This is a genomic window from Flavobacterium sp. CG_9.10 (assembly GCF_015752245.1).
In the GTDB taxonomy this organism is placed as follows: Bacteria; Bacteroidota; Bacteroidia; order Flavobacteriales; family Flavobacteriaceae; genus Flavobacterium.
On record NZ_JADOVD010000002.1, the window covers coordinates 62,253 to 76,070 of the forward strand.

General features: G+C 35.1%; 10 protein-coding genes. 9 read left to right on the forward strand and 1 reads right to left on the reverse strand.

Annotated features, from left to right (window positions below):
* Positions 1–146 precede the first annotated feature (146 nt).
* The 8 genes from IWX84_RS01890 (at position 147) to IWX84_RS01925 (ending at position 12,309) form a co-directional block, all read left to right on the forward strand.
* A complete protein-coding gene (locus IWX84_RS01890) occupies positions 147–3,206 on the forward strand; it encodes a SusC/RagA family TonB-linked outer membrane protein (protein WP_196849065.1) in 3,060 nt (1,019 codons plus the stop codon).
* Positions 3,207–3,217: 11 nt separating this feature from the next.
* Positions 3,218–4,696, forward strand: a complete 1,479-nt coding sequence (locus tag IWX84_RS01895; RefSeq protein WP_196849066.1) for a RagB/SusD family nutrient uptake outer membrane protein — start codon at positions 3,218–3,220, stop codon at positions 4,694–4,696.
* A gap of 19 nt (positions 4,697–4,715) precedes the next feature.
* Positions 4,716–6,311 (forward strand): hypothetical protein, encoded by a 1,596-nt coding sequence (locus IWX84_RS01900; protein ID WP_196849067.1) that lies wholly within the window; start codon positions 4,716–4,718, stop codon positions 6,309–6,311.
* A gap of 89 nt (positions 6,312–6,400) precedes the next feature.
* Positions 6,401–8,038: a family 16 glycosylhydrolase gene (locus IWX84_RS01905; RefSeq protein WP_196849068.1), complete on the forward strand. Its 1,638-nt coding sequence runs from the start codon at positions 6,401–6,403 to the stop codon at positions 8,036–8,038.
* An 80-nt stretch (positions 8,039–8,118) separates the two neighbouring features.
* Positions 8,119–10,419, forward strand: coding sequence for a beta-glucosidase BglX (gene bglX / locus IWX84_RS01910; protein ID WP_196849069.1), 2,301 nt, complete (start codon positions 8,119–8,121; stop codon positions 10,417–10,419).
* A gap of 6 nt (positions 10,420–10,425) precedes the next feature.
* Positions 10,426–11,181, forward strand: a complete 756-nt coding sequence (locus IWX84_RS01915) for a family 16 glycosylhydrolase (protein ID WP_196849070.1) — start codon at positions 10,426–10,428, stop codon at positions 11,179–11,181.
* Positions 11,182–11,528: 347 nt separating this feature from the next.
* Positions 11,529–12,113: an RNA polymerase sigma factor gene (locus tag IWX84_RS01920; protein WP_196849071.1), complete on the forward strand. Its 585-nt coding sequence runs from the start codon at positions 11,529–11,531 to the stop codon at positions 12,111–12,113.
* A 52-nt stretch (positions 12,114–12,165) separates the two neighbouring features.
* Positions 12,166–12,309 (forward strand): hypothetical protein, encoded by a 144-nt coding sequence (locus IWX84_RS01925; RefSeq protein WP_196849072.1) that lies wholly within the window; start codon positions 12,166–12,168, stop codon positions 12,307–12,309.
* 104 nt (positions 12,310–12,413) lie between these two features.
* On the opposite strand, the gene IWX84_RS01930 is transcribed toward IWX84_RS01925, so the two are convergent.
* Complete coding sequence (locus IWX84_RS01930; RefSeq protein ID WP_196849073.1) at positions 12,414–13,079, reverse strand: endonuclease III domain-containing protein; 666 nt, start codon at positions 13,077–13,079, stop codon at positions 12,414–12,416.
* Positions 13,080–13,325: 246 nt separating this feature from the next.
* On the opposite strand from IWX84_RS01930, the gene bcp reads away from it, so the two are divergent.
* Complete coding sequence (bcp, locus tag IWX84_RS01935) at positions 13,326–13,778, forward strand: thioredoxin-dependent thiol peroxidase (RefSeq protein WP_196849074.1); 453 nt, start codon at positions 13,326–13,328, stop codon at positions 13,776–13,778.
* Positions 13,779–13,818 lie beyond the last annotated feature (40 nt).

The following is a 13,818-nucleotide window of genomic DNA, read 5'->3' on the forward strand; positions in this document are numbered from 1 at the left end:
CTTAATTTCTTCTTAATTAGCAGTCTTTTTTTTAGTATTCTAAATAAAACATACAATTTTTTGCGTTGTATGTTTTTTGTTGTGGTTCTTTTTAATTTATTATTAGTTCTTCCGATTAATTTTATGATTCACAAAAAACATAAATTATGAAGTCAAACTATCTACTAATCCTTTTTCTATTTCTGTCCTCTTTTGGTTATGCCCAAGGATATGATGTGGGAGGAGTTGTTAAAGAAGCAGTTTCTGGTTTACCTATACCAGGAGTAAATGTTCAAGTTAAAAATTCAACAACAGGAACAGCAACAGATATAAATGGTCGTTTCTCTCTAAAAGGAGTTTCTGCTGGCGCAACCCTAGTCTTTACTTATTTAGGTTATAAAAATTTAGAATATAAAGTAGTATCGACCAATAGTGCACTTTCGATTTCGTTGCAAGAGGATTCTAAGATGTTAGATGAAGTTGTAGTAATTGGATATGGAAGCCAAAAAAAGCGTGAGGTTACAGGAGCTGTTTCTGTTGTAGACAGTAAAACGTTGGAAGCTTTAAAACCTGTTAAAATTGAACAAGCTTTGCAAGGAACCGTTTCTGGTGTGAATGTCACTACCACTTCAGGTGCGCCCGGTGCTGCTTTGGATATTAGAATTAGAGGGATAGCTACTAATGGTGAAAACAGACCTACAACTATAATAGATGGATATGTTGGAGAATTGGGTTTATTAAATCCAAATGATGTGGAGTCAATTACTGTTTTGAAAGATGCTCAAGCAGCAATTTACGGTACTATTGGTGCTAATGGTATTATCCTTATTACCACTAAATCTGGAAAAAAGAATTCGAAGCCAAAAATCAGCTATAATACTTACACTGGTTTTCAGGAAACCTCAAGAACTTTACCTGTGTTGAACGCTACTGAATACGCTCTATTATTAAACGAAAGTTATGCAAATGGTGGCAACGCCATTCCTTTTCCTAATGTTTCTGGTTTAGGTAAAGGTACAAACTGGCAAAATGAAGTTTTCAGCAAAGGTGTTCCTATAATTAATCACGACCTTTCCTTCTCTGGCGGTTCTGAAAAAATTACCTATGCTGTAAGTGGTTCTCATCTGGATCAAGAAGGGATTATAGGACAAAGTAAATCTGGGTTCTTAAGAAACACAGCAAGAGTTTCTTTAGGTGCTGATATTACAGATAAATTAAAATTAAAAACAAACGTAATTTATACCTATTTTAATAGAAAAGCATTAAATGAAAGTGGACTAGGATCTGTTTTGTTCAATTCCTTAAATACACCAGCCACATTGACACCATTTGACGCAAATGGTGATTTTACAAAAGTGCCTACAAACACAGGATTAGGAATCGAAATTATTAATCCATTGGCTCAGATTGCCAATACCTATAATGACTATAATTTTAAAAAAATTAATGGGAATTTTGGTTTAGATTATAAGGTTTTTAAAGATTTTGTAGTTTCGAGTTCGATTGGTTTTAATACATCAAACAGCGAATCTAAATCTTTTGCGAAACAGATCTTATATTGGATAAATCCTTCAGATAAAGTTTTTGATGTTTTGAGAAGTTCAGTTTCTCAAAGTGCTATTAATGATAATAATTATTCATTTGATGTATTTGGGACTTATACTAAAAAAATTGCGGGTAATCATAATGTTACCGCGACAATAGGAAATACTATTTTCAAAGAATACGGAAACGGATTGTTTGCAACTGGGTATGATGTTCCTTATAATTCTTGGGAATTTGCTGATATTTCATTGACCAAAGGAATTTCTGCAACAGTACCGAACGGATCTTATAATTATGATGAAAGAAGGCTTTCTTACTTTGGAAGAGCGCAATATGATTATAAAGGAAAGTATCTTTTTTCAGCAATGATAAGACGTGATGCTTCGACGAAATTTGGACCAGGAAACAAAGTAGGTTATTTTCCCTCTTTTACTGCAGGTTGGGTGATTTCTGATGAAGGATTTTTTGGAGAAAAAAAATGGATAAACTTTATGAAACTAAGAGGAAGTTATGGTACGTTAGGAAATGACCAAATTCCAAATAATGGATATGTTTCTCAATTAAGTGGTGAAGCAACTTATGTTTTTGATGGTGCTTTAGTGAATGGATTAGCAACAGGACAAATTCCGAATCCAAATTTGAAATGGGAAGAAGCCAAGAAATTTGATGTTGGTTTAGACCTTAAGTTAATAGATAATAAAGTTTCCATCGTAGCAGATTATTTTATTGATACGAGAGCTGATTTGTTAATCCCTTTTATACCCGTTTCAGGAATAAATGGAACTGCTGCTCCGGGCGCTGGTTCACCAACAATAAATGCAGGAACGGTAAGGAATTCAGGTTTAGAATTCTCAATAGATTATAAAAATAAATTTTCCGAAAATTTTTCGATGAGTGTGGGTTATAACATTACTTTTCTTAAAAATGAGGTTTTAGCCGTTGATAATGGAACAGGATTTATTGAAGGAGGCTCATTTGGCGTAGGTCAGCAAGCACCTTCAAGAATGGAAGTAGGCCAGCCAATTGGTTATTTTTATGGATATAAAACCGATGGAATTTTTCAAAATCAGGCAGAAGTTAGTGCCCATCCATCGCAACTTTCCTTAGGTGCAGAGGCAAGTCCAGGAGACGTTCGTTTTGTAGATATTAATGAGGATGGAATTATCGATTCAAAAGATAGAACAAACATAGGAGATCCTATTCCTGCTGCTACAATGGGTTTTAATTTACAAATGAACTACAAAAGCTTTGATTTTGCAGTATACACTTTTGCCTCTGTAGGAAATGATATGGTTAGAAATTACGAAAGAAATCTTACAGACGTCAATCGTTTAAATTATGTTCTTGGCAGATGGACTGGCGAAGGAAGTACTAATACTACTCCACGAGTGACCACAAGTGCTACAGGAAATTCTACTTTTTCGAGCTATTTTGTTGAAGACGCTTCATATTTGAGAATCCAAAATATGCAATTAGGATATTCTATAAATCCTAAGTATTCTGAAAAAGCAGGGATAACAAAATTAAGATTGTATGCAGGTGTAAATAATCTCTACACTTTCACAAAATACAAAGGTTTTGATCCGGGTGCTTCTAATGGAGCTCCAATTGGCGGAGGAATAGATTATGGTTTTTATCCAATCCCAAGAACCTATTTATTAGGCTTAAACATTAATTTTTAATTCGTATTAAAATGAAAAAGTATCTATTTATTACCCTTATAACGATAACAATATTTTCAGCACTTACCATTTCGTGTAGTGATGATTTTGTTGATCGACCGATAAAATATTCAATTGACTCTGAGAATTATTTTAACTCAAAATCAGATTATGACAATGCTTTAATTGCCGCTTATGATTTGTTACAATCCACGTATCTCAATGCATTAATGGGTGAAATAGCTTCAGATAATACTTTGGCAGGAGGGGAAAGCCAATCTGATACTCCCGGTTTCCAGCAAATTGACAAGATGATTCACACTCCTGTGAACAGCAACTTAAAAAATCTATGGGATTGGATGTTCGCTGGAGTTCAAAGAGCGAATTACATTTTAGAATTCAAAGACAAAACAGCTTTTGATGGTAAAAACCAGGTTATTGCTGAAGCTCGTTTTCTTAGAGCGTATTACCATTTTGAATTAGTAAAATGGTTTGGTGGAATCCCGTTAAAAGGGGACGCAAGATTCAGTTCAGGTGATGAGAAAAAATTACCACGTTCGTCAGTGGCAGAAGTGTATGCTTCAATTGAAGCAGATTTAATTTTTGCTTCCGATAATTTATCTGCAACTGCAGCTCAAAAAGGAAGAGTTACCAAAGGAGCCGCTTTAGCACTTTTAGGAAAAGCGTATTTATATGACGGGAAATTTGCCCTCGCAGCTGTGGCTTTAGATAAAGTAGTTGCTTTAAATAAATATTCATTGGTGAGTGATTATAATTCTATTTTTGAGGATGCAGGAGAAAATGGTCCCGAGTCCGTTTTTGAAGTGCAATACACAGATGTAGAAGGTGCCGGTTTTGGATGTTTACAATGTAGCGAAGGAAATGTAGCTGTGGGTTTTAGTGGACCAAGAAATTATTCAGGGCCGCTATTTACTTCAGGTTTCAGTTTTAATGTTCCAACTCAGAAAGTGGTAAATGCGTTTGAAGCTGGAGACAGAAGAAAAGCCGTGGCAATACTAGATATCCAAGCTTGGGCAGCTTCATCAGGAGCAACTTATGGGAAAGGATACGAGCATACTGGTTATTTTAACAGAAAATACATTCCAAGAAAAAGAAGCGCCGCTGCACAAGGGGATTTGAATCTTACGAATCCTAATAATTACAGAGCCATTCGTTATGCGGATGTTCTTTTGATGGCGGCTGAGGCATACAATCGCGGTGGAATCGATGATGCAAAAGCAAGAGGCTACCTAAACCAAGTTCGAAGACGTGCTTTTGGAGACTTGAATCACGATATTTCATCTTCTGGAGCTGCTTTGACTGACTTTATTTTAGCAGAAAGAAGAGTGGAGTTAGTTGGTGAGGGACACCGTTTCTTCGATTTAGTCCGCACTAAAAAAGCAGCTCAGGAAATTACTGGATTTACCGCTGGCAAAAATGAATTGTTTCCGATTCCAATTGAGGAAATTCAATTTGCAAATGGAAATTGGCAACAAAATCCCGGTTATTAAAAACTAATATTATTTATATATGAAAAAGTTAAAATTAATACTAAGTATTTTTGTTCTAACTATCTTAATAGGATGTTCAGCCGAAAATAATGATGTGAATTTGGATGGAGTAAGCGCTCCTTCAAATATATCTGCTCTAACGACCATTACTCAGGATAATTCAGGAAATGTTACTTTTTTGCCTAGAGGGGAAGGAGTTACTCAATTCGAAATTTATTTTGGTGATGCACCTTCAACACCAGCCTATGTAAATCCGGGTAGTACTGTTACGCACAAATATAAAGAAGGTAAATTTCAGGCAAAAATTGTAGGTGTAACTATTAATGGAAAAAGAACCGAAAAAATTCAAGAGGTGACCGTTTCTTTTTTGGCTCCAACAGGTTTTGAGCCAACCATAACTATTGGTAGCAATCTATCAATCAGTGTTACTGCTAAAGCGGAATTGGAAACTTTCTTTCAAGTCTATTTTGGCGATGTAGCGAATGAAGTTCCAGTAGATTTTATGCAAGGTGAAGTAATTACACATACTTATAAAAATGCGGGAACCTACCAAGTGAGAGTTGTTGCACTAAGTGGTGGGGCAGCCACTACACAAAAAATTCAAAGTGTAACTGTTACTAATTTATTTGCTGCACCCGTTCCTACAATTCCGGCTGCAAATGTGATTTCTATGTTTAGCGACAGTTATACAAATGTTGCAGTAGATACTTGGAGAACTTCTTGGTCTCAAGCAACTTTGGAAGATATTGATATTAGTGGTAACAAAACCAAAAAGTACAGTTCATTGGGTTTTGTTGGTATTGAAGCTACTACAACACCAATTAATGCATCTGCAATGACATTCTTCCATACTGATATTTGGTCGTCAGACTTTACAGAGTTTAAGGTTAAGTTAGTCGATTTTGGAGCTAATGGTGTTTTTGGTGGTGGTGATGATAAAGAACATGAAATTACAATCTCTAATCCCGCAAAGGAAAAATGGGTGAGTTTAGATATTCCATTAAGTGATTTCACAGGATTGACGACACGCAGTCATATTGCACAGTTAATTTTTGTAGGTGCACCTTTTGGTAGTACAACAGTTTATGTTGATAACGTATTCTTTTACAATAAAGTTGGCTCTATTACAGCAGCCCCTACTCCTACTGTAGCAGCGTCTAAAGTGATTTCTATGTTTAGTGACGCTTATACAAATGTAGCGGTTGATACTTGGAGAACTTCTTGGTCAAATGCCACATTGACGGATTTGAGCATCAATGGAAATGCAACCAAAAAATACAGTGCATTGGATTTTGTAGGTATAGAAGCAACTACAACTCCTATAAATGCTACTGCAATGACACATTTTCACACGGACGTTTGGTCATCAGATTTTACAGAATTCAAAATAAAATTAGTCGATTTTGGAGCTAATGGTACTTTTGGTGGTGGTGATGACAAGGAACATGAAATTACAGTTTCGTCTCCTGCGAAAGGAACTTGGATAAGTCTAGATATTCCGTTAAATACTTTTACCGGTTTGACCACGCGAGCACATATTGCACAGTTAATTTATGTAGGTGCACCTTCTGGAAATAACACCGTTTATATTGATAATGTTTATTTTCATAATTAACGATTAAAGTATATAAAATCAATTGATTATAAAATTAGTACGGATTCGTATGATTTTTTTGTCATAAATGCATTTAAAAAATATTTAAAATGAGAAAAATAATAATAAATATAGTGACGGTTTTTGCCCTTCTTTTGATGGTCAATTGTCAGGAAGATAATCTAGCTTTCGGAGCATTGAATGCTCCAACAGGTCTTCAAGTAAAGGCTGAAATAATTGGTAAATCAGCAGCGTTTCCTAACGGTGATGGTTCTGGAAAAGTAAAATTTACGAGTACAGCTGAAAATGCTATTTCATATAAATATATTTTTAGTGATGGAACTTCTAAGAATTCTCCGAGCGGAGTTTTAGATAATACATTTGCAACTCCTGGGGTAAATACTTATACTGTGACTGTTATTGCTTCAGGAACAGGAGGAATTGTTACAAATGTTACAATGGAAGTGACCGTCTTTAGTAATTTTAAAGATGAAGCGGCTGTGCAGTTCTTAACTGGCGGATCGAGCAAAAAATGGTATTGGGCACAAAAGGAAACTGGTCATTTAGGAGTAGGTCCAAACGTTGCATGGTCTGATCCTACTTTTGGAACAAAAAATTATTATCCAGATTTTTACGCAGCTAAAGCTGATGAGAAATCAGCTACTTGTTTGTACAAAAGTGTCATGACTTTTTCTTTAGTTGGAACTCAAATGAAATTTGAATTGGATAACAAAGGACAAACCTATTACAATGGTGCTTTCAAAGGCGGAGGTGATGATGCTTGTTATGATTTAAACACTAGTGGTGCCAAAACAGTAACTTTAAGCAAGTCTGATTCTTTCGTTACAAAGAATCCGGATAGTGCTACTCAAACTAGAGGAACCACATTAAATATCGCAGACGGTGGTTTTATGGGTTATTTTGTAGGAGCTAGTTCTTATGAGATTTTATCTATCACCGATAATCGCATGGTGGTACGAGTGATTCAATCAGGCAATCCATTTTTGGCTTGGTATCATATTTTTACAACAACCCCTCCAGGAGCAAGTGTTACTCCAGCAGCAGATTACACGGTTTTAAAATTTTCTGATGAATTTAATGTGGATGGTGCACCCGATCCTGCAAAATGGGGATATGACCTAGGCGCTGGCGGTTGGGGAAATGGTGAAGCACAAACCTTTACCAGCGCTTCTGATAATGTGATTGTTGCTGGTGGAAATTTAAAAATTACTGCGAAAAAAGCAGGAACGGGATATACTTCAGCTAGATTAAAATCAGAAGGTAAATACAAGTTTACTTATGGTAAAGTAGAAGTAAGAGCCAAATTGCCATCAGGCGGTGGAACATGGCCAGCTATCTGGATGTTAGGTTCAGATTATGCAACCAATACATGGCCAGGTTGCGGAGAAATAGATATTATGGAACATAAAGGAAATGAGCCCAATGTTATTTATGGAACATTGCATTACCCTAACCATTCTGGCGGAAACGGAAATGGAAGTACTAAAACAATCACTAATGCTTCTACTGAATTTCATGTTTATAAAACCATTTGGAGTCCAGCATCTGTAAAAATATACGTAGATGATGTGTTGTTTCATACTGTAGCAAATGATAGCAGCTTGCCATTCAATAAAGACTTTTTCATGATTTTGAATGTGGCAATGGGAGGTACTTTTGGAGGAACTATTGATCCTGCTTTTACGCAATCTTCCATGGAGATTGATTACGTTAGAATCTACCAATAAACCCGAAAATAAGGGAATGAATATAAGAAGGTCGGTTCTTTTACCGGCCTTTTCTTTTAATTGTAACAAAAAGGATAAAGATGAGAAATAAATCCCTGTTAGCATCATTTGCTATCGCAGCTCTAATAGTTGCAGGTTGCAGCAATAAAATTTTAAAATCGCCTGTTTCTTTCTCCAAAGAAAATGTTTTAGAAACTAGAGTGGATTCTGTACTTAGACTGATGACTTTGGAAGAAAAAGTAGGGCAACTCAATCAGTATAATGGGTTTTGGGAAATTACAGGTCCTACCCCAAAAGAAGGTCAGGCCGCAAAAAAATACGAAGACTTGAAAAAAGGATTAGTAGGATCTATGCTGAATGTAAAAGGGGTAAAAGACGTAAAAGCATTGCAAAAAATAGCCGTGGAACAAACTAGATTAGGGATTCCATTGATTTTTGGATTTGATGTTATTCATGGTTACAAAACCATAAGTCCAATTCCACTTGCTGAAGCTGCAAGTTGGGATATGGAAGCTATAAAAAAGTCAGCCGCAATCGCAGCAGAAGAAGCCTCTTCAGTAGGTTTAAACTGGACTTTTGCGCCTATGGTTGATGTAGCTAGAGATGCGCGCTGGGGTCGTGTAATGGAAGGCGCTGGTGAGGATGCTTTTTTAGGAAGTAAAATTGCCGTGGCTCGTGTAAAAGGTTTTCAAGGCGAAGACTTAGCAGCTACCAATACTATTTTGGCTTGCGCCAAACATTTTGCTGGATATGGTTTTGCAGAAGCTGGAAGAGATTACAATACGGTTGATATTAGTGAAACAGAATTGCAAAACACCATTTTCCCCCCGTTTAAGGCGGCTGTTGATGCAGGTGTACGAACGTTTATGAACTCTTTCAATGAATTGAATGGCATTCCTGCAACTGGAAATAGCTATTTACAAAGAGAAGTTTTAAAAGGAGATTGGAAATTTGATGGTTTCGTAGTGTCGGATTGGGGTTCTATCAATGAAATGATTTCGCATGGTTATGCTAAAGACAGTAAACAGGCAGCTGAAATAGCGATTAATGCTGGTTCAGACATGGATATGGAATCCAGTGCCTACGTGGATCACTTAGTCGCTCTAGTAAAGGAAGGTAAAGTTAAAGAAAGTGTTGTAGATGATGCGGCAAGACGTATTTTGAAAGTGAAATTCGAACTAGGTTTGTTTGATAATCCTTATAAATATTGTGATGAAAATAGAGAATTAGCAACTGTAGGAAAATTAGAATTTCAAGAAGGAGTTTTGGATGTAGCCAAAAAATCGATTGTGCTTTTGAAAAATGAAAAAGAATTATTGCCTCTAAAAAAATCAGGACAAAAAATCGCATTAATTGGTGCTTTGGCAAATGATAAAACAAGTCCGTTGGGAAGTTGGAGAATTGCTGCTGATGATAATACGGCAATTTCAGTGTTGGAAGGACTGCAAAAGTATACCGGAAATAAGCTAACGTATGCAAAAGGAGCTGATGTAACGGCAGGAAGAACACAATTCATTTGGGAAACTAAAATTAATATGACGGACAAAAGTGGATTTGCAGAAGCCATAGCGGTTGCAAAACAAGCCGATGTCGTAGTTATGGTTTTAGGAGAGCATGGTTTACAATCTGGAGAGGGAAGAAGTAGATCCGATATCGGTTTACCGGGTGTTCAACAAGAATTGTTAGAAGCAATTTATAAAGTCAATTCCAATATAGTTTTAGTTTTGAATAACGGTCGTCCGTTAGCAATTCCTTGGGCAGATGAAAATATCCCTGCAATTGTTGAAGCTTGGCATTTAGGCACACAAAGTGGTAACGCCATAGCACAGGTTTTGTATGGAGATTATAATCCAAGTGGTAAATTACCAATGACTTTTCCAAGAAATGTAGGTCAAATTCCCATTTATTACAATTATAAAAATACCGGAAGACCAATAATGAATGAGCCTGAAAGTGTGTTTTGGTCTCATTATATCGACGAAAAAAACACCCCTTTATATCCTTTCGGTCACGGGCTTAGTTATTCTAAATTTGAATATTCCAATTTGCAATTGTCGTCCAAATCGTTTGCAAAAAAGGGCAAAATAGAAGTTTCCGTAACTATAAAAAATACAGGAAAAGTAACAGGAAAAGAAGTCGTTCAATTGTATATTAGAGATTTGATAGGAAGCATTACCCGTCCGGTAAAGGAGTTGAAAGGATTTGAAATGATTACTTTACAACCAAACGAAACAAAAAAAGTGGTTTTTTCAATCGATGAAAAAACAATCGAGTTTTTCACTGCCAATAGAAAGTGGGAAGCAGAAGCTGGAGACTTTAAAGTATTCATAGGTGGAAGTTCAGTAACAAAATTGGAAGGAGATTTTCAATATTCTAATTAAACTAAAATGAAAAAAATACTAATACTAGTACTTGTAGTCAATTTTTCTTTTGCACAACATAACAAACGAAAACTGGTTTGGGAAGAAAATTTTGATGGCAAAAAATTAAATGAAAAAAGTTGGAATTTTGAGCTTGGCGATGGTTGTCCAAATTGTGGTTGGGGAAATAACGAACGACAATTGTATACAGAACAAAATCATAAAGTGGCTAACAACAAATTAGTCATTACTGGCAAAAAAGTAGGGGAGAAATACACTTCGACACGCATCACAACAAAAGGCAAAAAAGAATTTCAATACGGCCGTTTTGAGGCAAGAGCAAAGCTGCCTGTTGGTCAAGGCGTATGGCCTGCTTTTTGGATGTTAGGGTCAAATATTAGTGAAGTTGGCTGGCCTAAATGCGGTGAAATCGATATTTTGGAATATGTAGGAAAAGAACCCAACATGGTTTTTACCTCTTTGCATACGCAAGACAGCCATGGGAACACCATTAATACTAAGAAAACAAGATTTGACAATATAGAGGAAGGATTTCATATTTACGCGATAGATTGGACAAAAGATAAAATTGTGTTCTATGTAGATGACCAATTAGTATACACATTTCAACCAGAAAATAAAACAGAAGCGGTTTGGCCTTACAATCAGCCGTTCTATTTCATTGTTAATATGGCAATTGGAGGGAATTTTGGAGGTCCTGAAGTAGATGATGCCATTCTTCCTCAAGATTTCATTATAGATTATATCAGAGTCTATCAATAATTCTGTAATAACGGATAAAATGATTGCAGCTAAAATAAGGTTTGATGCTAATCCATTAAAAATCAAGCTTTATTTTAGTTTTTTTTATTTTTTAAGAATTCCTTGACAAAAAGCAACCGTATTATGTAACGGCATGCTAATTGTACTATTAATGTGAAATAAAGATGAAAAAAATTAACAAATTTTCATCTTGATATGTTAATTTTTCTTAATTTTACTTGTGTGTTCCAACAAAAAAGTCATATTTTTGAAAAATATAATAACCACTAATCATTATTAGCCTATAATAGAAAACTACTTTTTAGAGAAATTTCTCCAATTTTAATTAACAACTAAAAAGTATAACTATGGCTAATACACAACTTCCCGATGCTTTGTTGGTTCAGGATTATGTTTCCGGTAATGAAAATGCCTTAGCAACATTAATCAAAAGACACGAATCAAAAATTTATGGTTTTATATATTCCAAAATCTCTGATAGAGATATTTCGAATGATATTTTTCAAGATACTTTTATTAAAGTAATTAGAACTTTAAAATCAAATTCGTACAACGAAGAAGGGAAATTCTTACCATGGGTAATGCGCATTTCACATAATCTTATTGTTGATCATTATCGAAAAACTAAAAAAATGCCAATGTTCAGAGAAACAGAGCAATTTTCTATTTTTTCAATTATGTCAGATGATTCTCTTTCTATAGAAAATAAATTAATTACAGAGCAAGTCGAGATGGATATAAAGAGATTAATAGAAGAGCTCCCGGTCGATCAAAAAGAAGTTTTAGTGATGCGAATGTATCAGGATATGAGTTTTAAAGAAATTTCTGAAGTAACGGGTGTAAGTATAAATACTGCTTTAGGCAGAATGCGATATGCATTGATGAATATGAGAAAAGTTATCGATAAACATCAAATTGTTTTGACTAATTAACAATATATTGAAACTTGCCACGTTATTATATAAAAACAAATTATTTTATAAAATGGCAAAAATTTACTCTAAAAAATCATTAGTTACAAAGACAATGAAACCCAATAAAGAAATCGTTTCTTTTATCTTAAATTATTCAAAAGCGTTAAGCATAATAAAAATTGAAGATAAAAGTTTCGAGATTATTTCTAATTAAAACGACCTATTAGTGTTTTGGATGCTTTTGGAGTCAGTAAATCAGGTCTTAATTTTTGACATGGTTTGACAAAATCTCACTAGTTTTTTAATTAGTGAGATTTTCTATTTACCAAGAGGATGTTTTGTATAAAATTCGTCTAAGACTTTTTTTCTTCCAATTGTTTTGGTGATGATGTCCTTATCTAAATCCCAGCCACGAGCGGGTGAATATTGTCTTCCATACCAAATTATTTGCAGGTGTAAATCATTCCAAATTGCCTCTGGAAAAAGTCGTTTAGCATCTTTTTCTGTTTGAACCACATTTTTTCCGTTCGTTAAATTCCACCGGTACATCAATCTGTGAATGTGCGTATCGACTGGAAAAGCAGGAACATGAAAGGCTTGTGACATCACGACGCTAGCTGTTTTATGACCAACTGCTGGCAGTTCTTCCAAAAATTCAAAACTTTTAGGTACTTTTCCTCCGTGTTTGTCAATTAGAATATGAGAAAGACCATGAATTCCTTTCGATTTCATTGGCGACAAGCCACAAGGCCTAATGATGTCTTTAATTTCCTCCACAGATAATTTTATCATATCATACGGATTATCTGCTTTCGCAAAAAGCAAAGGAGTGATTTGGTTCACGCGAACATCTGTGCATTGTGCCGATAACAAAACGGCAATTAACAAGGTGTACGGATCTTTATGGTCTAAAGGAATTGGAATAGTTGGGTATAATTCTTTTAACGTATTTATAACAAATGTTACCCGTTCCTGTTTGTTCATTTTTGTATTTTTATAAGTGTAAAAATAGTGTAATTTCTATTATGTGCCTAATCCTGTTTTACGTTGTAATCCCGAAACTTATGGACTCGTTTTTAAGTTTTTTTTTAAAATCACAAGAGCTTCAATTGGTCGCTTTGTCATTACATTAAAAAATAGCTATTAAAACTGGTTGGTTTCAACTACATTATGGGACAAAAATCAGTTGGCGAATTAATATTTATTTAATCAATCTAATATTCTAAAAATATGACAACATTAAAAAAAGGAGATAAAGCACCTAATTTTTCAAGTCTTGATCAAGACGGAAAGCCACATCAATTATCCGATTATGCTGGAAAAAAATTAGTGGTTTTCTTTTATCCAAAAGCAAACACACCGGGTTGCACCGCTGAGGCTTGTGATCTTAGAGATAATTTTGAACGTTTCAAAGCCAATAACTACGAGCTTCTAGGCGTAAGTGCTGATGCGGCAAAAGCCCAAGCAAAATTCAAGGAAAAGTATGATTTTCCTTTTCCGTTATTGGCTGATGAAGATAAATCCGTGATTCAAGCTTTTGGAGTGTGGGGCCCCAAAAAATTCATGGGAAAAGAATATGATGGAATTCATAGAACCACTTTTGTAATAGACGAAAACGGAATTATTGATGAGGTAATTTCTGATGTGAAAACTAAAGCGCATGCTGCTCAAATATTGGGGTAAGCTACAAAGAAAAAGAGTCAAGTGCAGGTTGAAATTACAT